General features: G+C 70.7%; 15 protein-coding genes, 2 rRNA genes and 1 riboswitch. Of the genes, 8 read left to right on the top strand and 9 right to left on the bottom strand.

Annotation, left to right across the window (positions count from 1 at the left end):
* Nucleotide 1: 1 nt before the first annotated feature.
* The gene (locus HFP48_RS03525; protein WP_006930430.1) at nucleotides 2–1,042 is read right to left on the bottom strand and encodes a zinc-dependent metalloprotease; all 1,041 of its coding nucleotides are present in this window, start codon (nucleotides 1,040–1,042) and stop codon (nucleotides 2–4) included.
* Nucleotides 1,033–2,439 carry a D-alanyl-D-alanine carboxypeptidase/D-alanyl-D-alanine-endopeptidase gene (gene dacB / locus HFP48_RS03520; RefSeq protein WP_029540702.1) on the bottom strand — a complete coding sequence of 469 codons (1,407 nt, stop codon included), beginning with the start codon at nucleotides 2,437–2,439 and terminating at the stop codon, nucleotides 1,033–1,035. Before dacB ends, HFP48_RS03525 begins: the two co-directional genes overlap by 10 nt.
* A gap of 170 nt (nucleotides 2,440–2,609) precedes the next feature.
* Here dacB and HFP48_RS03515 point away from each other — a divergent pair, with 170 nt between their 5' ends.
* Nucleotides 2,610–3,101 carry an inorganic diphosphatase gene (locus HFP48_RS03515; protein WP_006930432.1) on the top strand — a complete coding sequence of 164 codons (492 nt, stop codon included), beginning with the start codon at nucleotides 2,610–2,612 and terminating at the stop codon, nucleotides 3,099–3,101.
* Nucleotides 3,102–3,155: 54 nt separating this feature from the next.
* On the opposite strand, the gene HFP48_RS03510 is transcribed toward HFP48_RS03515, so the two are convergent.
* Nucleotides 3,156–4,265, bottom strand: coding sequence for an SRPBCC family protein (locus tag HFP48_RS03510; RefSeq protein ID WP_050034526.1), 1,110 nt, complete (start codon nucleotides 4,263–4,265; stop codon nucleotides 3,156–3,158).
* Nucleotides 4,266–4,276: 11 nt separating this feature from the next.
* Entirely contained in the window at nucleotides 4,277–5,107 is an 831-nt protein-coding gene (locus HFP48_RS03505) for a crotonase/enoyl-CoA hydratase family protein (RefSeq protein ID WP_006930434.1), read from the bottom strand.
* 147 nt (nucleotides 5,108–5,254) lie between these two features.
* Here HFP48_RS03505 and HFP48_RS03500 point away from each other — a divergent pair, with 147 nt between their 5' ends.
* Together HFP48_RS03500 and HFP48_RS03495 are read left to right on the top strand one after the other, a co-directional pair.
* Entirely contained in the window at nucleotides 5,255–5,776 is a 522-nt protein-coding gene (locus HFP48_RS03500; RefSeq protein ID WP_006930435.1) for a 2-oxo-4-hydroxy-4-carboxy-5-ureidoimidazoline decarboxylase, read from the top strand.
* A 69-nt stretch (nucleotides 5,777–5,845) separates the two neighbouring features.
* The gene (locus tag HFP48_RS03495) at nucleotides 5,846–6,319 is read left to right on the top strand and encodes a YbaK/EbsC family protein (protein ID WP_006930436.1); all 474 of its coding nucleotides are present in this window, start codon (nucleotides 5,846–5,848) and stop codon (nucleotides 6,317–6,319) included.
* Between the two features lie 55 nt (nucleotides 6,320–6,374).
* Here the strand turns inward: HFP48_RS03495 and HFP48_RS03490 are convergent, their stop codons facing one another.
* Nucleotides 6,375–7,694 carry an aminotransferase class V-fold PLP-dependent enzyme gene (locus HFP48_RS03490; protein ID WP_029540699.1) on the bottom strand — a complete coding sequence of 440 codons (1,320 nt, stop codon included), beginning with the start codon at nucleotides 7,692–7,694 and terminating at the stop codon, nucleotides 6,375–6,377.
* A gap of 66 nt (nucleotides 7,695–7,760) precedes the next feature.
* A riboswitch (SAM riboswitch) is annotated at nucleotides 7,761–7,876 on the bottom strand.
* A 248-nt stretch (nucleotides 7,877–8,124) separates the two neighbouring features.
* On the opposite strand from HFP48_RS03490, the gene HFP48_RS03485 reads away from it, so the two are divergent.
* On the top strand, nucleotides 8,125–12,039 hold the full coding sequence (locus HFP48_RS03485) for a Pls/PosA family non-ribosomal peptide synthetase (protein ID WP_168579022.1): 3,915 nt from the start codon (nucleotides 8,125–8,127) through the stop codon (nucleotides 12,037–12,039).
* Nucleotides 12,036–13,397 (top strand): M1 family metallopeptidase, encoded by a 1,362-nt coding sequence (locus tag HFP48_RS03480; RefSeq protein WP_006930439.1) that lies wholly within the window; start codon nucleotides 12,036–12,038, stop codon nucleotides 13,395–13,397. The genes HFP48_RS03485 and HFP48_RS03480 overlap by 4 nt, the downstream gene beginning before the upstream one ends.
* 4 nt (nucleotides 13,398–13,401) lie before the next feature.
* On the opposite strand, the gene HFP48_RS03475 is transcribed toward HFP48_RS03480, so the two are convergent.
* Together HFP48_RS03475 and HFP48_RS03470 are read right to left on the bottom strand one after the other, a co-directional pair.
* Entirely contained in the window at nucleotides 13,402–14,583 is a 1,182-nt protein-coding gene (locus HFP48_RS03475; protein WP_230304602.1) for an MFS transporter, read from the bottom strand.
* 83 nt (nucleotides 14,584–14,666) lie between these two features.
* Nucleotides 14,667–15,308: a GntR family transcriptional regulator gene (locus HFP48_RS03470; protein WP_006930442.1), complete on the bottom strand. Its 642-nt coding sequence runs from the start codon at nucleotides 15,306–15,308 to the stop codon at nucleotides 14,667–14,669.
* A gap of 325 nt (nucleotides 15,309–15,633) precedes the next feature.
* Here HFP48_RS03470 and HFP48_RS03465 point away from each other — a divergent pair, with 325 nt between their 5' ends.
* On the top strand, nucleotides 15,634–15,975 hold the full coding sequence (locus HFP48_RS03465; RefSeq protein WP_006930444.1) for a YciI family protein: 342 nt from the start codon (nucleotides 15,634–15,636) through the stop codon (nucleotides 15,973–15,975).
* A gap of 190 nt (nucleotides 15,976–16,165) precedes the next feature.
* Nucleotides 16,166–16,591, top strand: a complete 426-nt coding sequence (locus HFP48_RS03460) for a hypothetical protein (RefSeq protein WP_006930445.1) — start codon at nucleotides 16,166–16,168, stop codon at nucleotides 16,589–16,591.
* Between the two features lie 540 nt (nucleotides 16,592–17,131).
* Here the strand turns inward: HFP48_RS03460 and rrf (HFP48_RS03455) are convergent.
* Nucleotides 17,132–17,248, bottom strand: a 5S ribosomal RNA gene (gene rrf / locus HFP48_RS03455).
* 198 nt (nucleotides 17,249–17,446) lie between these two features.
* Here rrf (HFP48_RS03455) and HFP48_RS03450 point away from each other — a divergent pair.
* Complete coding sequence (locus HFP48_RS03450) at nucleotides 17,447–19,078, top strand: IS1634 family transposase (protein ID WP_168579021.1); 1,632 nt, start codon at nucleotides 17,447–17,449, stop codon at nucleotides 19,076–19,078.
* A gap of 167 nt (nucleotides 19,079–19,245) precedes the next feature.
* On the opposite strand, the gene rrf (HFP48_RS03445) is transcribed toward HFP48_RS03450, so the two are convergent.
* A 5S ribosomal RNA gene (rrf, locus tag HFP48_RS03445) occupies nucleotides 19,246–19,362 on the bottom strand.
* Between the last annotated feature and the right edge of the window lie 45 nt (nucleotides 19,363–19,407).

The raw sequence follows: 19,407 nt of genomic DNA, 5'->3' as shown, positions 1-19,407 counted from the left end.
GTCAGCCCAGCACCCGCGCGATCCACGCGTGGGGGTCGTCGATCTCGGCGAGGGTCGGCATCGCGTCCGGACCGCTCCAGACGACGTTGAACCGGGCCATGCCCGCCCGCTCGACGACGGTGTCGACGAACTTCTTGCCCTGCACGTACTGGGCCATCTTGGCGTCCATCCCGAGCAGTGCGCGGATGATGCGGTGGACGGGGTTCACGGCCCGGCGCCGGCGGTTGTCGAACGCCCGGCGGATCTGCGCGACGGCGGGCACCACGGTGGGCCCGACCGCGTCCATCACGTGGTCGGCGTGGCCTTCGAGCACGGTGCCGAGGGCCAGCATGCGGTCGAGTGCGGCGCGCTGGGGTTCGGACTGCACCGCTCGGACGAGACCGAGCACGCCGCGCTCGGCCATGGGTTTCTCCTCGCCCGGCCGGCGATCGCGCAGGACCCCGGTGATCCGGCCGGCCAGGTCGGTGAACGACTCTTCCGCGGTCCGGCCCAGCTCCGCCGCGGCCTCGCGCATCAGATCTGCCATCCACGGCGCCTCGGCGAACTGCACGCGGTGGGTGACCTCGTGCAGGCACACCCACAGCCGGAAGTCGGCGGTGGGCACCCGCAGCGCCCGCTCGACCGCGACGACGTTCGGCGCGACGAGCAGCAGCGACCGTGAGAACGGGTCGTACTGACCGAGCACGGCGGAGGAAAGGTACGCGAGCATCGCACCGGCCTGCACGCCGGCGGGCTTGCCGACCCAGCGGCCGTCGGCGGGCCCGGAACCGGTGAGGTCTGCCATCGACCTGGCGGCGGCGTGCACCCAGCCGGACCGGTCGACGACCGCGGCGGGCGGCACGTCCCGCCCGTCACCGAGTCCGGTCAGCTCCCGCACCGGCGGCTCGGCGCGGTCGGCGGCCGACGCCAGCTCGGCGGAGACGGTCTCGGCGGTGTAGCGCGACATCGCCGGGCCCGGTCGGGTCAGGCGCGCCCCGATCCCGGCCGCGAGCTTCCAGTCGATCGCGTCACCCAGCGTCCGGTCCTGGTCGGTCATCGGCATCCGCATCCTCGGAGGGTCGCCGCCACCGCGTCGAGGGCCGGCCGGCTCTCGCCCGGCGGACGGTCGTTGGACAACAGGGCGAACGTCAGCACCCGTCCGTCGGTGTCGACGACGAATCCGGTCAGGCCGCTCGCCTGTGACAGAGTGCCCGTCTTCGCGCGGACCCAACCCGCCCCGTCGCGATTGGTCGAGGCGTAGCGCTCGGAGAGGGTGCCGGTGGCGCCGGCGACGGGCAGGTAGTCCAGCATCGGGCGCAGCGACGCCTGTTCGGTTCCGGCGGCGGCGGCCATCACCCCGTCGAGCAGTTGCGCGGGAATCCGGTTGTCGACGGACAGCCCGCTCACGTCGTGGAGGGTGAGCCCGGTCAGGTCGAATCCGGCCTCGCGCAGGACCGCGGAGACGCTGTCGACCGCGCCGCGGAACGACGGCTCGGCGCCCTCGGCCGCGGCGATCTCGCGGCCGACGGCCTCGGCGAGGACATTGTCGGAGTAGCCCATCATCTGCCCGAGCCGGTCGCGCAGCGGCGCCGACTGGACCGCGGCCAGCGGGGCTGCTCCGGGCCGGGCGGTGCCGGCGGCGACCCGGGCGGGGTCGGCGCCGAGTGCTGCGGCGAGGGCCCGACCGGCGTCGAGGGCGGGGGTGGGCGTGCGCGGCGACTCGTCCTCGAGCGGGTTCAGGCGGCCGCCGTCGAGCATCACCGGTTCGATCGGGGCCACGGAACCGCCGGCGATGTCGGCCGGGAACCAGCCGGGGGCCAGAGGGTCGCCGGCGTAGGCACCGGCGTCGACGAGCACCGTGTCGACGACGGTGCCGCTCCGCTGGATCTGCTGCACCAGGTCGGCGATGCGCGGGGCGCCGGCGTAGAAGCCGGATTCGCCGACGGGCCGGGCGGTGAGGGTGGGATCGCCGCCGGCGACGAGCACGATCTCCCCCGGCCGGCCACCCTCGACGACCTTGGTGGTGACACGGTGTTCGGCGGGCAGGGCGAGCAGCGCCGCGGCGGCGGTGAGGACCTTCGTCGTCGACGCCGGGATCATCGGCCGGGCGGGATCCTTCGACCACAGCACGGTGCCCGTGGCGGCGTCGGTGATCGAGCCGGTGAAGTTGCCGAGTCCCGCGTTCCCCAGCGCCGGTGCGAGCGTGGCCGCCAGCGCGGGAGCGGTGGGGGCGAGCGCGTCGGCGGGTACCGGCGCCACCTGCGGGGTTGCGGTGACGGGCGCCGGCGCGGGCGCTATCGCGGCGGCGGCCTCCCCGCTGCGGACGTCGGAGAGCGCGAAGGCTCCCCCCACGAGCAGCGCGACGGTTCCCGCTCCCCAGATGGTGAACAGGATCCGGAGGTTCCGGCGGCGCCGTCCCGCCAGTGTGCCCAGCTTCTTCTTGCCCTGCCCCGCCAACACGCCTCCGCTGTGTCGAATCCCGCGGCGTCCGCTCCGGCGAAACCCGCGCCCTGGTGGCCGCCCCGCTGGTCCGGCACCTGCGCCACCAGCCTAGCGCCGACCCGTTATCCTCTGTGCGGACCATCACCGCAGATACGGCAGTCGTATCGACTTACAAGTGAGGACACGGCGTGGAGTTCGAGGTCACCATCGAGATCCCCAAGGGACAGCGCAACAAGTACGAGGTCGATCACGAAACCGGCCGTGTGAAGCTGGACCGCTACCTCTACACCTCGTTCGGCTACCCCGCCGACTACGGCTACATCGAGAACACCCTCGGCGAGGACGGCGACCCGCTGGACTGCATGGTGCTGCTGCCCGAGTCGGTGTTCCCCGGCGTCATCGTCGAGGCCCGCCCGGTGGGCATGTTCAAGATGGTCGACGAGGCCGGGGGCGACGACAAGGTCCTCGCCGTGCCCGCGGGCGATCCGCGCTGGGACCACGTCAAGGACATCAGCGACGTCTCGCAGTTCGAACTGGACGCCATCAAGCACTTCTTCGTGCACTACAAGGACCTCGAGCCGGGCAAGCACGTCGAGGCCGCGGACTGGGTCGGCCGCGCCGAGGCCGAGGCCGAGGTCTCCGCGTCGATCGAGCGCCTGAAGGCCGACGGCGGGCACTGACACCACGCATCGTTCGGGCTCCGCGGCCGCCGGCTGCGGAGCCCGAACGCGTTCTCACACGCCCTGCTCGATCGCGTCCCGGACCTCGGCGAGCCGATCGAGCAGGCGCGGGCGGAGCCGGGCGTCCACCCGCGCCGACCACGACTGCAGCGGGCGCGGCAACCGCATGACGAAGTGCTGCCGCAGGAGACATCCCCCCGGGGTGGACTCGATCCGGTAGTCGAGGTGACCGGTGAACCAGGCGCTCCGGAAGTCCATCCCGAGCAGCTCCGGCTCCTCGATCGCGGTCACGACGCTGTCGACGGACATCCACCAGCCCGGCGCGAGCCGCACCCGCTCGTGCCACCGGGTGCCCTCGGCGGTCGGACCGAGTGGAGATTTGCTCATCCGGACGCCCGTGCGCGCCGGTGCACCCACGTGTTCCTGAACGTCGGCGAGCAGCGCGAACGCCGCACCGGGCGGTCGGCGCACCGGGATCATGAGCCGGAAATCCATTGTGGCCCCATGACTTTCGTCGACAGGCGGCGGCCCGCCCCGGCGCCGTCGGGCATGCCGCTCGGCCCGGTCCCGGATGCCGAGCAGCATCCGCCGGGACATCACGAAGTCCCCCGCGTCCATGAGGGCGGCCCAGCCGACAGCGAACGGCGACGGAGGGATGCGGAATCGCACGCGATGCACCAGCCGGCTACGGCCGGGACCGTCCGGGCGCAGCACCAGCGCGGCGGTGACCGTGCCACCGTCGTGCGAGTGGGCATACACGAGCGAACGTCCGGGGTCGATCGACTCCACCCGGAAGGCGGCCGGAGAACCCGCGACGAGCCGGACGGGGTCGCCGACCTCGAGCCGCTGCAGTTCGGGCCGGATCTCGCCGGCGCTCGGCTTCCCGCCGTTGTCGACGAGGTCGTAGCTGTACCAGCCGGCACGGTCCCCCGCCCCCATCTGGACCAGCCAGGGCCACACGTCCTCGGGGTCGGCCGCGATCGACACCGCACGGGTCGCCGACCAGTGCGGACCGGGCACGATCTCGTCCCCCGGAACCCGCTGAGCCACTTCGGTCCTGGTCGCACCCCAGCGCAGCTGCCACGGCCGATAGACCGCCAGATACAACAGTGGGACGACCGGCACCAGCCGGCCGCCCCACGTCAGGGCCGGATGCCGTCGCACCCGTCCATCCTCTACCGCCCCCGGAACTCCGGGGGCCGCTTCTCGAAGACTGCCGTGATGGCCTCGGTCAGGTCCTCCGACGGCAGGAACGCCGCGTTCCAGGCCGCCACGTAGCGCAGGCTGTCGTCGACGCGCGCCGAGCGGCTGTGGTCGAGGACGTCCTTGATGCCGTGCACGACCAGCGGCGGGTTCGCCGCGATCTCGGCGGCGGTGGCCTGCGCGGCCGCCAGAACGGCGTCGGCGTCGGCGAAGACGTCGTTGACCAGACCGATCTTCTCCGCACGTGCCGCGTCGATGTCCTTGCCGGTGAGGGCGAGTTCGCGCAGGTGCCCGTCGCCGATGATCAGCGGCAGGCGGGCGAGGCTACCCACGTCGGCGACCATCCCGACCTTGACCTCGCGGACGCTGAACTTCGCGTCGGCACTGGCGTAGCGGATGTCGGCCGCCGAGATCAGGTCCACGCCGCCGCCGATGCACCAGCCCTGCACGGCCGCGACGACCGGCTTGCGACAGTCCGCGACCGCGGTGATCGCCGCCTGCATCCGCTTGACCATCTCGTGGAACTCGGTGCGCGGGGCGGCCAGCGCCTTGTCGGCAAGGACCTTGCCCAGGTCGCCGCTCATGGCGGGCAGGTCGAGGCCGAAGGAGAAGTGCTTGCCGGCGCCGGCGAGCACGACGGCGCGCACGTCCGGATCGGCGTCGAGCTCGCCGAACAGCACGGGCAGCTCGGTCCAGAAGTCGGGACCCATCGCGTTGCCCTTACCGGGCCCGACCAGCGTGACGCGGGCGACGTGGTCGGCGACGTCGACGGTGAACGCTTTCCAGCGGGAATCTGCAGTCATTACTCAACAGTAATGTCTGCGCTTCGGACGGCCGACGAGGGCCGCTCGTTACAGCCTCGAAAATTCCCTGCTACCCCACTGGTGACCGCCGCGAACCGGACGGATCCTGAGGACACGAACGGTCCGACTCGCAAAGGAGCGACTGCCATGTTGATGCATCAGGGCATCGGTCTGGGCGCCTTCAATGCCCTGTCCCGGCGGGGCGCCACCCACGCGCTGTACGAGTGTTGCGCGTCGCTGACCTGGGCCCAGTCGGTGGCGGCCGGGCGACCCTACGCGAGCTACTCGGAACTGTTCGCCCGAGCCGACGCCGCCCTGTTCTCGCTGGGCGACGCGGAGATCGCGGAGGCCCTCGACTGCCACCCGGTGGTGGGACGCCGGCGCGGCAGCACCGCCTCGCGGCTCGAGCAGTGCTCGCTGTGGGACGAGGACGAGGCGTTGATGACCGCGATCACGGCCGCGGCGGCCGCCTACGAGGAGCGCTTCGGCTACCGCTACCTGTGGTGCCCCCAGGGACGCGGGCCGGGGGAACTGCTGACGGATCTTCACCACCGCCTCGCGCACGAACCCGAGGCGGAGCGCAAAGCGTGCACGGAGGAACTGGCCAAGATCACCCGTACCCGGCTCGAGCGCATGCTCGGACCGGAGGACGGCTTTCCCCTGTATTGACCGCCGACTGCGGGCAGGCAGCCCTGTCGATCGGGGCCACGGACGGCGGTGGGCTCCTAGGCTGGAACCATGTCCGGGACACTGCATCCGAATGCCGCTCGGGTGGCCGACACGCTCATCGCGCGCGGTCATCACGGGCTGATCACAACCCAGCCGGAGTCGGTGCACACCGCGGAGCAGGCGGCGGCCGCACTCGGGGTCGACGTGGGTGCGATCGTCAAGTCGCTGGTGTTCCTGCTCGACGACGAACCGGTGCTGCTGCTGGTCTCGGGTGCGCATCGGGTGAACCCGGAACGGACGGGCAAACGCCTCGGTGGTGCGCTCGTTGCGGCGCCCCCGGACGTGGTCACCGAGGTCACCGGGCAGCCCGTCGGCGGGGTGGCACCGCTCGGGCATCCGACGAACCTGACCACGTACGTCGACACCGCCCTGGCCGCTTTCCCCGAGCTGTGGGCCTCCGGCGGGCATCCGCGCACGCTGTTCCGCACGACGTTCCGCGAGCTGATGCGCATCACGGCGGCCGTCGACGTCGACGTCGACTAGACCTGCCGGCTCGACCGGCGGGCAGTGCCTGTCCGGCGGTCCGCCCGGGAATCGGTCAGCTGCACTGCGCGGCGCCGGCGGTGGACTCCACCAGGCCCGGACGGGTCTCGGGCGACGGTCCCCACAGGCCGTCGGTCTTGGCGTAGGTCCAGCCGGGACCGGCGTCGACGAGCCCGCGCAGCGCGTCGAGCAGGCGGTCCACGTCGGCGGACGAGCTGCCGAGCCCCAGGGAGGCGCGCACCGCACCGCCGGGCAGGCCGACCCGCGCGAGCAGCGGGTGTGCGCAGAACCGGCCGTCGCGCACACCGATTCCGTGCTCGGCGGACAGGTACGACGCTACCTCGCCGGGTTCGAATCCGGAGACCGTGAAGGTGACGATGCCGACCGAGTCCGGCGAGTCGCTCCACAGCCGCAGGATCTCCACGCCGTCGAGGTCGCGCAGCCCGCCGAGGAGGCGCCGGCACAGCGCCTCCTCGTGCTCGGCGACGGCGTCGGCGTCGAAACCGGCGAGCGCGTCGCACGCCGCGGCGAGGGCCGCGACGCCGAGCACGTTCGGCGTGCCGGCCTCGTGCCGCGCCGGGGCGCACGCCCATTCGGTGTGACCGAGACGCACTTCGCGGACCGCACCGCCCCCTGCGAGATACGGTTCCGCGACGTCGAGCCAGTCCCGGCGTCCGACCAGAGCGCCGGCACCGAACGGGGCGTAGAGCTTGTGACCCGAGAACGCGAGGTAGTCGACGCCGAGAGCGGTGAGGTCGATCCGCCGGTGCGGCACCAATTGCGCTCCGTCGACGAGGATCCGGGCGCCGCAGGCGTGCGCCACGTCGGCGAGTTCGGCGATCGGGAGGACCTCGCCGGTCACGTTGGAGGCGCCGGTGACGGCGAGCAGCGCGGCGGGCTTGCTGCACAGCTCGGCGACGAGCCGGCGGACCGTCTCGGCGACGGTGTCCGCGGCCTCGACGACGCGGGCATTCTTCCAGGGCAACAGGTTTGCGTGGTGCTCGACGTCGAGCACCACGACGTCGCCGGGTACGGCTCCGGCCAGGAGGTTGAGGGAGTCGGTGGTGTTGCGGGTGAACACCACCACCTGATCGTCTGCGGCGCACACGAATCGGGCCACCGACTCACGAGCCTGCTCGTAGCTCGAGGTGGAGATCCGGGAGGCGTAACCGGCACCGCGGTGCACACTGGCGTAGTACGGCAGGAGCTCGGCGATCCGCTCGGTGACCGCTTCGAGGGCGGGCGCGCTCGCCGCGTAGTCGAAGTTGGCGTAGGTGCAGGTACCACCCTGGACCAGGGGTACCTGCAGGTCACATCCGGTGACCCGGGCGAACGGGGCGATGCAGGTGTCGGCGGTCAGTACGGCAGCAGTCATGACGTTCCCTCGTCGTTCAGGGATTCGCCGGTGGTCGCCTCGTCGCCCGAGTGCGATCACGGTCCGAATCCGCGCTTGCCGTGTCCGGTGTGGAAACACGGCCTGGTCGTCACCCGGAGCACCCCACCGCGGAGGAGGGTTGCCGACCAGCTAGCCGGGGCTTGTCGCTGGTTCTCGTGACCTGCCGAAGAGGATTGCAGGAGCGCGCACGGATGTCAAACCGGAATCGCGGAGGCCGTCGTCCCGCAAACGGAAGTTTCAGGGAGATAAGGTTTTTCGAGCGGAGTCGGACGCCGCGCCGCGGAGCGCGACGTCGGGTCGAGCGGGAGATTCCACCGATGGAGTGGGCACCGACACACCCGATGTTCACCCTCCGTCCATCTGACCGTGAGATAACCGGACGAACGCACCACCAGGCCGAGAGAAGGACATGCGATTGCCTGCCCAGCCCACGACGGATCCGGATCGGTCGTATCGCATCCCCGAGGAGTACGTTCGCTCCTCCCACGCCCCGGCCCCCCGCACCCTCGTCGACATCCTGCGGGCCACCGCCGACACCCACCCGGACGCCCCGGCCGTCGACGACGGCACCGTCACTCTCAGCTACACCGAACTCGTCGAGGAGGTCATCGCCTGCTCGTACCGGCTCGCCGACGCGGGAGTCGGCGCCGGTGACCGCGTCGGCGTGCGCATGCCGTCCGGCTCCAAGGACCTGTACGTGATGATCCTGGGCATCCTCGCGGCCGGCGCGGCCTACGTGCCGGTGGACGCGGACGACCCCGACGAACGCGCCGAACTCGTGTTCGGGGAGGCGATGGTCACCGCCGTCGTCACCGCCGACGGCATCGGCCCGGGCACCGCGCCGCCGTCGCCCGCGCCACAGCTGCGCGGCCCGCGCCTCGACGACGCCGCCTGGATCATCTTCACCTCCGGCTCCACCGGCACCCCCAAGGGCGTCGCGGTCAGCCATCGCAGCGCCGCCGCCTTCGTCGACGCCGAGGCCCGGCTGTTCCTGCGCGAGAACCCGATCGGGCCCGGCGACCGCGTACTGGCCGGACTGTCGGTCGCCTTCGACGCCTCCTGTGAGGAGATGTGGCTGGCGTGGCGGCACGGCGCGTGCCTCGTGCCGGCGCCCCGCTCGCTCGTGCGGTCCGGGATGGACCTCGGGCCGTGGCTGGTCTCCCGCGACATCAGCGTCGTCTCCACCGTCCCCACCCTCGCGGCGATGTGGCCCGCCGAGGCGCTCGAAGCGGTGCGGCTGTTGATCTTCGGTGGCGAGGCCTGCCCGCCGGACCTCGCCGAGCGACTGGCCGTGCCCGGTCGCGAGGTGTGGAACACCTACGGGCCGACCGAGGCCACCGTCGTCGCATGCGCGGCAACCATGGACGGCAAGGGCCCGATCCGCATCGGTCTGCCGCTCGACGGCTGGGACCTCGCCGTGGTGGACGCCGACGGCCGGCCCGTGCCCGAGGGCGGTACCGGCGAACTCGTCATCGGCGGCGTCGGACTGGCTCGCTACCTCGACCCGGCCAAGGACGCCGAGAAATACGCCCCCATGCCCACCCTCGGCTGGGACCGCGCGTACCGCAGCGGCGACCTGGTCACCCTCGACCGCAGGGGCCTGCTGTTCCAGGGACGCGCCGACGATCAGGTCAAGATCGGCGGTCGGCGCATCGAGCTCGGCGAGGTCGACAACGCTCTGCAGAACCTGCCCGGCGTCGCCGGCGGCGCGGCCGCCGTGCGCAAGACCGCGGCCGGGCACTCGATCCTCGTCGGGTACATCGCCAGCACCGACCCGGAGTTCGACCTCGCCTCCGCGCGCGACCTGCTCGGCGAGCAGTTGCCCGCGGCCCTGGTGCCGCGGCTGGCGCTGGTGGACGAGCTGCCCACCCGCACCTCCGGCAAGGTGGACCGCAACGCGCTGCCGTGGCCGCTGCCCGGCGCCGAGGCCGACTCCGCCGAGGCCCTGGGTCTCGACCCGACCGCCGAGTGGGTCGCCGGACTGTGGGTGTCGATCCTCGGCACCCCGATCGAGAGCATCGACGACGACTTCTTCGAACTGGGCGGCGGCTCCCTCTCCGCGGCCCAGCTGGTGACCGCCCTGCGCGAGCGCTACCCCGCGATGACCGTCGCCGAACTGTACGACCATCCGCGGCTCGGCTCGCTGGCCGGGTACCTCGACGACCTCGCACCGTCCGCGGTGGTCGCGCCGCGGCAGGTGGCCCCCGTCCCACGCCGGACGCAGCTGCTGCAGCTGGCCATCACGGTGCCGCTCACCACCCTGACCGGACTGCAATGGGTGACATGGCTGGCGACGGCGAACAACGTCTTCGCGCTGTTCGTCGACCTGCCGTGGCTCGCGCCGGTGTCGTGGTGGTGGGTGGCGCTCGGGATCCTGCTGTTCCTGACCCCGCTCGGCCGGATGTCCGTCGCCGTCGCCGGGACGCGGCTGCTGCTGCGCAACCTGGAACCCGGCACCTATCCGAGGGGCGGCAGCGAACACCTGCGGCTGTGGACGGCGCTGCGGCTGTCGGAGGCCAGCGGCGCGGTGAACCTGTCCGGGGCGCCGTGGATGCTGTATTACGCCCGCGCCCTCGGCGCGAAGGTCGGTCAGGGCGTCGACCTGCACAGCCTGCCGCCGGTGACCGGCATGCTCGAACTCGGCGACGGCTGTTCCGTCGAACCCGAGGTCGACCTGTCCGGCCACTGGGTCGACGGCGACGAGGTCCACATCGGCACCATCCGGATCGGCGCCGGCGCCACCGTCGGTGCCCGCTCGACGCTCGCCCCGGGCGCCAAGATCGGCAAGAACGCCGAGGTCGAGGCCGGCTCCGCCGTCTTCGGCCGGGTCAAGGCCGGCCAGCACTGGGCGGGCTCCCCTGCGCGGAAGGTCGGCAAAGCCGTACATCCGTGGCCCGACGAGCCGCCGCGCCGCGCCGCGTGGTGGGTGCCGGTCTTCGGCCTCACGTCGGTGGCGCTGGCCTCGCTGCCGATCGTCTCGATCGCCGCCGGCCTCACGCTGGTCGGATGGTGGATCCGCGACACCACCGACCTGACCGACGCGTTGCTCCGCAGCGCAGCGATCCTGCCGGTGGCCGCACTGTTGACCCTGTTCGTGTTCGCCGCGCTCACGGTGCTGTCGGTGCGCGCCCTGTCCCTCGGCATGATCGAGGGCCACCACCCCGTCCGCAGCCGCGTCGGCTGGCAGGTGTGGGCGACCGAGCGCCTGATGGACAGCTCGCGCACGTTCCTGTTCCCGCTCTACGCCTCGATGCTCACCCCCGGCTGGCTGCGGCTGCTCGGCGCCGACATCGGCAAGGACGTCGAAGCCTCCACCGTGCTGATGGTGCCCAAGTTCACCCGCGTCGCCGACGGCGCCTTCCTCGCCGACGACACCATGGTCGCCAGCTACGAACTCGGTGGCGGCTGGCTGTACATCTCCCGGGCCAAGGTCGGCAAGCGCGCGTTCCTCGGCAACTCGGGCATGGCCGCCCCCGGGCGCCGGGTGCCCAAGTACGGGCTCGTCGCCGTGCTCTCCGCTGCCCCGTCGAAGGCCAAGTCGGGTTCCTCGTGGCTGGGCAGCCCACCGGTGCGGCTGCGCCGCGCCGCGAACGACGGCGACTCGAGCCGCACGTTCGCGCCCCCGCTGCGGCTCCGGGTGGCACGCGGCTTCGTCGAGACCTTCCGCCTGCTCCCCATGATCGTCACGTTCGGCATCGGCCTCGGCGTCCTGTTCGCCCTGCAGGCGCTGGCCGCCGCGGCGGGATACGGCCCGGCCGCGGCGCTGAGCGGCCTCGTGCTCATCCTTGCCGGCGCCGTGGCCGGCATCGTGTCCGTGACCGCCAAGTGGGTGGCCGTCGGGCGCATCGGCCGCGAGGAGCACCCGCTGTGGAGCTGGTTCGTGTGGCGCAACGAGGTGGCCGACACGTTCGTCGAAACCGTCGCGGCGCCGTGGTTCGCCCGGCCCGCCACCGGAACGGCCGTGATGAACCTGTGGCTGCGGGGCCTGGGCGCGAAGATCGGCCGCGGGGTGTGGTGCGAGAGCTACTGGCTGCCGGAGGCCGACCTGGTGACCCTCGGCGACGGCGCGACGGTGGAACGCGGATGTGTTGTGCAAACGCACCTGTTCCATGATCGGATCATGTCCATGGACACCGTCACGCTCGGCGCCGGCGCCACCCTCGGCCCCCAGTGCGTCGCACTGCCCGCGGCCGGAATCGGAGCCGGCGCCACCGTCGGTCCCGCCTCGCTGGTGATGCGCGGCGACGTCGTTCCGGATTCGAGCAGATGGCAAGGCAATCCGATCGCACCGTGGTCACACCCGAGCGATTGGTCCCCGCAGTGAAGCCGGGGAACGACCCGAAGAAGTCGCGCGACAACGGCAGGACCGCGAAGCCGGACGCCCCGATCGATCCGTACCTGCCGCGGAGCGGCAACCGCGGGTACCGCGTGTCGCGGTACGAGCTCGACCTGACCTACCGGGTGGTGGCCAACCGGCTCACCGGCACGGCCACCGTCATCGCCACCACCACCGACGCACGCGGCAAGTTCGCGCTCGACCTCGCACCGACGATGCGGGTGACGAAACTGTCGGTCAACGGATCCCGGCCCGCCAAGTACGCCCAGCGCGACGGCAAGCTCGTCGTCACCCCGGCCCGGAAGATTCCCGTGGGCGGGGTCCTGACGATCGTCGTCCACTATCACGGAACACCGAAACCGATCCGCAGCCCCTGGGGCGAGGTCGGCTGGGAGGAACTCGAGGAGGGGTCGCTCGTCGCGAGTCAGCCCAACGGCGCCGCATCGTGGTTCCCCTGCGACGACCATCCCGGCGCCAAGGCCAGCTACCGGATCACGGTCACCGCCGACTCGCCCTTCCAGGTGATCGCGAACGGCACACTGGTGCGCAGGACGACGAGGGCCAGCCAGACCACCTGGGAGTACGAACAGCCGGAGCCGATGGCGACCTACCTGGCCACCGTGCAGATCGGAAACTACGAGACCCGCAGGGTGTCCGACGGGCCGGTGCCCCTCTACGCGGTGCATCCCCCGCGCCTGAAGGCGAACTTCGACCGGGACTTCGGCCGGCAACCACAGATGATGGACGTCTTCTCCCGGCTCTTCGGGCCCTACCCGTTCACGCACTACAGCGTCGTCGTCACCGCGGACGAGCTCGAGATCCCGATCGAGGCGCAGACCCTGTCGATCTTCGGCGCGAACCACTGCGACGGCAGCCGCGGCGAGGAGCGGCTTGTCGCGCACGAACTCGCCCACCAGTGGTTCGGCAACAGCCTCACCCTGTCGCGGTGGCGCGACATCTGGCTGAACGAGGGCTTCGCCTGCTACGCGGAGTGGCTGTGGTCGGAGAACTCCGACGGCCCGTCGGCGCACACGATCGCCGCCGACGCGCACCGGGGGCTCGGCCGCAAACCCCAGGACCTCCTCCTCGGCGACCCGGGTCCGGAGCTGATGTTCGACGACCGCGTCTACAAGCGCGGCGCCCTGACCCTGCACGCGCTGCGCCTGCGCCTCGGCGACGAGAAGTTCTTCGCGTTGCTGCGGCAGTGGACCGCCGAGCACCGGCACGGGACCGTCACCACCGAGCAGTTCACCGATCTGGCGGCGCGGTTCGCGGATGCACCGCTGCGTCCGCTGTGGGACGCGTGGCTCGCCGAGAAGGCACTGCCGCCGATGCCCGAGCCGTGAGGCGTCAGGCCTGTGCTCGCTCCGGCAGGTGCGCCCGCCACTTGACCAGGACGAGCACCAGGCACGCGGCCGCCGCGACGGCGCCCACCACGAACATCGCCGGGTAGGTCAGGACCGGGTACGTCTGCGACAGGTACACCATGGCGGCGGGCACCGCGAAACCGAGATAGCTCAGCGAATAGAACACCGCGGTGAGCCCGGCGAGGTCGTCGGGGCCGGCGATGCGCTGCACCTCCTGCAGACCCGACACCAGTGCCATGCCGTAGCCGCACCCCAGGACGACCGCGGCCAGCAGCGCCAGCGGCACGGTCAGTGCCGCGGCCGCGACCGCCGCCGTGACCATCCCCACCACGAGCAGCGTCAGCGCCACCACCACGGCCCGGGCGTTGCGTGGGGTGTCGATCCGGCGGCCCAGCGACTGGATCGCGAAACCGGCACCGAGGGCCACGACGCACAGCAGTGCCGAGAACGCGACCGGCGCGTCGCCGCTGTGTCCGGTCATCAGCGCCGGAATGATCGCGTAGGCCGAACTCGCGGCACCGAACACCCAGGGGGCGACGGGGGCGATCACGAACAGGAAGCGGGCGTGCCCGGCCGCCGGGATCTTCAGATCCTCCCGCAGCGGAGTCCGTTCCACCTCCGGCTGCGCCGGCCGGGTCTCCGGCGTCCGGAGCAGCGCCGCACCGGCGCCGACGCTCAGCCCGATGTGCACGAGGTAGGTCAGGGCGCTCGGCATCGGCGCCCACTGCGCGAGGGCCCCCGCGACCCCGGCCCCGACCCCGAAGCCGGCGGTCAGGCTCATCGCGGCCCGTCGCGCACCGGCACCGGGAGTCGCGCGCGGATCCCAGCGCGGATCGGACAGTTCCTTCAGCCAGCTGCCGCCGACGGCCATGCCGAGACCGAGGGCGATCCCGCAGAGGATGCGACCGAGGATGAGCAGCGGCGCGGAGTCCGCCCCGAGGGCGAGCACCGCGGAACCGGCCAGGCCGACGAACGGCGCGGGCACCATGACCGGTCGCCGCCCGAGCCGGTCGGAGAGCGGGCCGCCGACGAGCAGGGCCGGCACGATGCCCAGGACGTACGCGAAGAGGAACAGGTCGACGACGACCGGCGCGAAACCGTGTTCGAGCCGGTACATCACGAGCAGCGGCGTGAACTCGTTGCCGCCCCAGGCGACGGTGAACATCGCGGCGGCCACGAGCAGCCACGTCCCGCGCGGGACCGTTTCCGTGAGCGCCGGCAGGCGACCGGGGTCGGTGGTAGTAGCGGTCACAGTCGTCCCCCTCCGAGTCCGTGCACCTCACGCATGTGCACCTGAAGCGCCTCGTCGAACGCGTCGGCATCCCCGGCGGCGACGAGATCCGCCAGGTGCGTGTGGTCGGCGATGATCTTCTGCAGCTGCGCCGGATCACGAGCGACCGAACGCGCCGTCATCCGTCGCTGGCGTTCACGCAGGCTTGCGTAGAAGTTGTCGAGGAGCGGATTGCCGCCCGCCGCGACGATGCTGCGGTGAAAGTCCGCGTCGGCGCCGCTGAAGGCGCCGACGTCCCCGCGCTCGGCCAGCTCCCGCTGGGTGTCCAGGCATTCGCGCAACGTGCGCTCGAGCCGTTCCCGCGCCTGCGGAGCCGACGCGACGGCGCGCACGGCGTGCGTTTCCAGCAGCCGTCGCGCATCGACGACGTGCTCGGCCTCCCCGTCCGCCACCGGGACGACGAGCGCGCCCCGCTTGGGGTACAGGCGCATCCAGCCCTCCGCCTCGAGCCGGAGGAAGGCCTCGCGCACCGGGGTGCGGCTGCACGACATCCGTGCGGCGATCTCCCCTTCGCTGATCAGATCCCCGCCGGGCAGCTCACCCGAGAGGATCAGCTCCTTGACCTCGCGGTAGGCCGCCTCGGCGGCTGAATACGACATAGACACAAGATGTATTTATACCGTAGGCCGACGGTGGGGCACCACGCGGCCCTGCCGGCTTGCCCAGGAGGGCAAGGTGGAAGGGAGCCATGACCGCGACCGCCTCGGGGAGCTCTTCGCGGCGGCGGCCTCGAATCCGGTGAACCCGTCCATCGCAACAGGAGAAAGCGGTCGTGGGGAGAGCGTCGAGGAGGTTCTGCGGGTCCGTCGCGACGCCCTACCTCGAGCACATGTCGGGCGCCGGAGCCGCAATCGGGCTGGGCATTCGAGCGGTGCCGTAGAGAAGAGCCGGCGGATGACGCGGCAGGAGCAGAGGAGTCCTCGAATGGCGAAGTACCTGATCTCGTTCCCTGGCGAGGCCATGGTGTTCCCCGAGGAGGACTTCGAGGCGGTGGTCGAAGCCTCCCATGCCGTCATCGACGAGGCCAAGGCGGCGGGCGTGTACGTCTTCGCCGGAGGGATCGATGAGGACGTAGACCCGGTGCTCGTGGCCGGTGACGGCACCGTCACCGAGGGCACGTACCCCGGCCACAAGGTGCCCAACGGCGGTTACACCGTTCTCGAGCTGCCCTCGCGGGAGGCGGCACTCGAGTGGGCCGCGAAGATCGCCGTCGCCTGCCGCTGCTCGCAAGAGGTCCGGCAGTTCCAGGACGACCCGGCCCGCTGACGAGGGCAACCCCAGCCGGAGCCGGTCGTGCGTCGCGCGCCCATAATGAAAGGCGTGCAGCAGCGCACAGGGCGGGTGACCCCGACCGGCGGCACCTCGCCGGCCGACCCGGCCACCGACGCGCCGACCAGCCCTACACCCTCAACTGCGAAGAGCAGCCGCCATACTCGGATGCACTGAAGGGAGCGTGATGAAACCACCGCCGACGTGGGGCGATCGGCTGCACGCGGTTGCGATGGGCAGCGTCGCCGGCGGCGTCGCGGCGTACTGGCTCGACTACTTCACTGCCGGACATGTCAGGTCGTCCGACGATGCCGCCTATATCGCGTTCGAGAACGCCTTTCCGGCCGCCGACGGACTGATGGCCGCGAGCTTCGCAACGAGTGCCTGGCACCTGACAAGGGGACGAGCGGTCGCCATCCCGCTTGGGATCGCGGCCGGCGGCGCGATGACATTCCTCGGGGCCATGGATACGCTGTGGAACCTCGAGCACGGCAGCTACCGGCACATGACTGCGGACATGGCGGTCGAGACCGGGATCAACATCATCTCGCTCGTGTTCGGGCCATGGACGGTTGCCCGGCTGTGGCGGCGGCGCGAGGCACTGGCAGGCTGATCGGACTGGAGAAGGTCGTCGACACGCTGCACCCGGGCAGGTAGCCGCCGGCGGTCTACGCGCCAACCCGCACCTCTCCCTGATCGACTCTCACCGACTGGGGCACCTATCGCCTGTGCTTCAGTAGGACTTGCGCCGCCACGGCTCGACGGTGAGGTGTCCTGCAACGATGACCATGGGTGCGCTCCACTCCTGTCGCCTTCGCCTCCAGCCCGCCGGGCTGTTCCGCTGAGATAGACCTCCAGGGCAGGAGAAATTCGTCGTTCAGCATCCCGAACCAGCCGGCGAACACCGACACACCGCGCACAGCGGCCCGTCCCCTCATCGAGTGGAACTCGAGGAGGCAATGCCCGTGGGCTACCAGCGGTACAACCTGGTGCCTGCACCGCAATGACCGACTCTCACACGAAACGGAGCAGTTCACGGGGCCCGGTCACGGCCGTGAACGCAGGTTTCCGGAAGGGAATGGCGACGCCCCGGAATAGACACGAAAAATGCCGGAAGCCCCCCAACGAGGTTGGGGGGCTTCCGGTAACGGGTGTTCGGCGGTGTCCTACTCTCCCACACCCTGTCGGGTGCAGTACCATCGGCGCTGGAGGGCTTAGCTTCCGGGTTCGGAATGGGACCGGGCGTTTCCCCTCCGCTATGGCCGCCGTAACTCTGTGAAACGACCCACGCACGCTGTTCGCGTGGGTCGGGGGCCGCAGGCCCACCCATTCTTTGGGGGGCAGCGTTTACTCCGACTCCTCCTGAGTTAGGACATTACTGGCGGGTAGAACACCTGCCGAGGCTTCCACCTGCGCATTCACGACGTCGACGAAGCGGATCGGGACACTAAGCAGGTAGGTTCGGGCCGTGGCATTCGTGCGGAAAGTGCGCACCGCATCCGGGGCGGTAGCGGTGCAGGTCGTGCGCAAACACCGCGGCCGGCACGAGATCCTCGCTCACGTCGGGTCCGCGCATACCGACGTCGAGCTGGGCATTCTGCTCGAACGAGCCCGACACCTGCTGCACGGCGATCAAGGCGTGCTGGAGCTGGATGTGCCGACGCCCGTCGAGCAGATCGCCGATGTTGCCGACTGGCGGACCGGCCAACTGCCCGGCCCGACGACGAGCAAGGGTGGCGAGCTCGCCGGGGCGGGACGAACCGTGCGCACCAGCGCCCGGTTGCTCTACGACGTGCTCACCTTCGTCTACGACGGGCTCGGCTTCGACATCATCGACGACGCGGTGTTCAAAGACCTGGTCATCGCCCGGATCGTCGAACCGACCTCGAAGATCGATGCCCTGCGCGTCCTCGACGATCTCGGCGCTGATCCGGTGTCGTACAAAAGGATTCAACGCCACCTCGCGCAGATCATCACCGGCGACTACCGCGACCGGATCGCCCGCCGTTGCTTCGAGTACGCGGCCAGCACCGGCGGGTTGGGATTGCTGCTGTTCGATGTGACCACCTTGTACTTCGAGGCCGAGAAGGAAGACGACCTGCGCAAGGTCGGCTACTCCAAAGAGCGCCGGGTCGATCCACAAATCGTGGTCGGGTTGCTCGTCGACCGCACCGGGTTCCCACTGGAGATCGCCTGTTTCGAGGGCAACAAGGCCGAAACGCACACCCTGGTCCCCATGGTGCGTCAGTTCCAAGCCCGGCACGACCTCGAGGGCGTGGAGATGGTCATCGCCGCCGATGCCGGCATGCTGTCGGCGGCGAATCTCACCGCTCTCGACGAGGCCGGCCTGAAGTTCATCGTCGGCTCCCGGGTGACGAAGGCGCCCGCTGATCTGACGTCCCATTTCCATTGGCACGGTGATGTGTTCACCGATGGGCAGATCATCGACACCGTCACCCCCCGGCACGCCCGCAGCGTGGTCAACACCGTGAAAAGGCGGGCCGAACCGGTCTGGGATCCGGTTCGGCATCCCACCTCGTGGCGGGCGATCTGGCAGTACACCCGCAAACGTGCCGTGCGCGACAACCAGACTCTCAATGCCCAGGAGGCGAGGGCGCGGGCGGTGGTCGAGGGCACCCAGAAGTCGAAGGCGACGCGCTTCGTCAAGACCACCACCGCAGGTCAGCGACTCGATGATGCCGCGCTGGCACGAGCTCGATCGCTGGTCGGCTTGAAGGGATACGTCACCAATATCCCGGTCACGCTCATGGAACCGGGCGAGGTGATCGGCAAGTACCACGACCTGTGGCATGTCGAGCAGTCGTTTCGCATGTCGAAGACCGATCTGCGGGCACGGCCGATGTTCCACCGCACCCGCGACGCCATCGAGGCCCACCTGACCATCGTGTTCGCCGCTCTGGCCGTCGCCCGCTGCGCCCAGGACCACACCGGTGTGGCGATCGCGAGGCTGGTCAAGCAACTGCGGCCGCTACGAACCTCGACCATCGCCATCAACGGCGCCGTCCAGGACTTTCCGCCGCAGATCCCTGCTGCTGAACTGGAGATTCTCACCCGTCTCGGCTTCGAATCGGGACACTAAGCCAAATGTCCTAACTCAGGACCGACTCTCACACGAAACGGAGCAGTTCACGGGGCCCGGTCACGGCCGTGAACGCAGGTTTCCGGAAGGGAATGGCGACGCCCCGGAATAGACACGAAAAATGCCGGAAGCCCCCCAACGAGGTTGGGGGGCTTCCGGTAACGGGTGTTCGGCGGTGTCCTACTCTCCCACACCCTGTCGGGTGCAGTACCATCGGCGCTGGAGGGCTTAGCTTCCGGGTTCGGAATGGGACCGGGCGTTTCCCCTCCGCTATGGCCGCCGTAACTCTGTGAAACGACCCACGCACGCTGTTCGCGTGGGTCGGGGGC

Source organism: Rhodococcus sp. DMU1 (genome assembly GCF_012272955.1).
Classification (GTDB): domain Bacteria; phylum Actinomycetota; class Actinomycetes; order Mycobacteriales; family Mycobacteriaceae; genus Rhodococcus; species Rhodococcus aetherivorans.
Note: the sequence above shows the minus strand (reverse complement) of the source record. Positions and strands in the feature narration are given on the sequence as shown.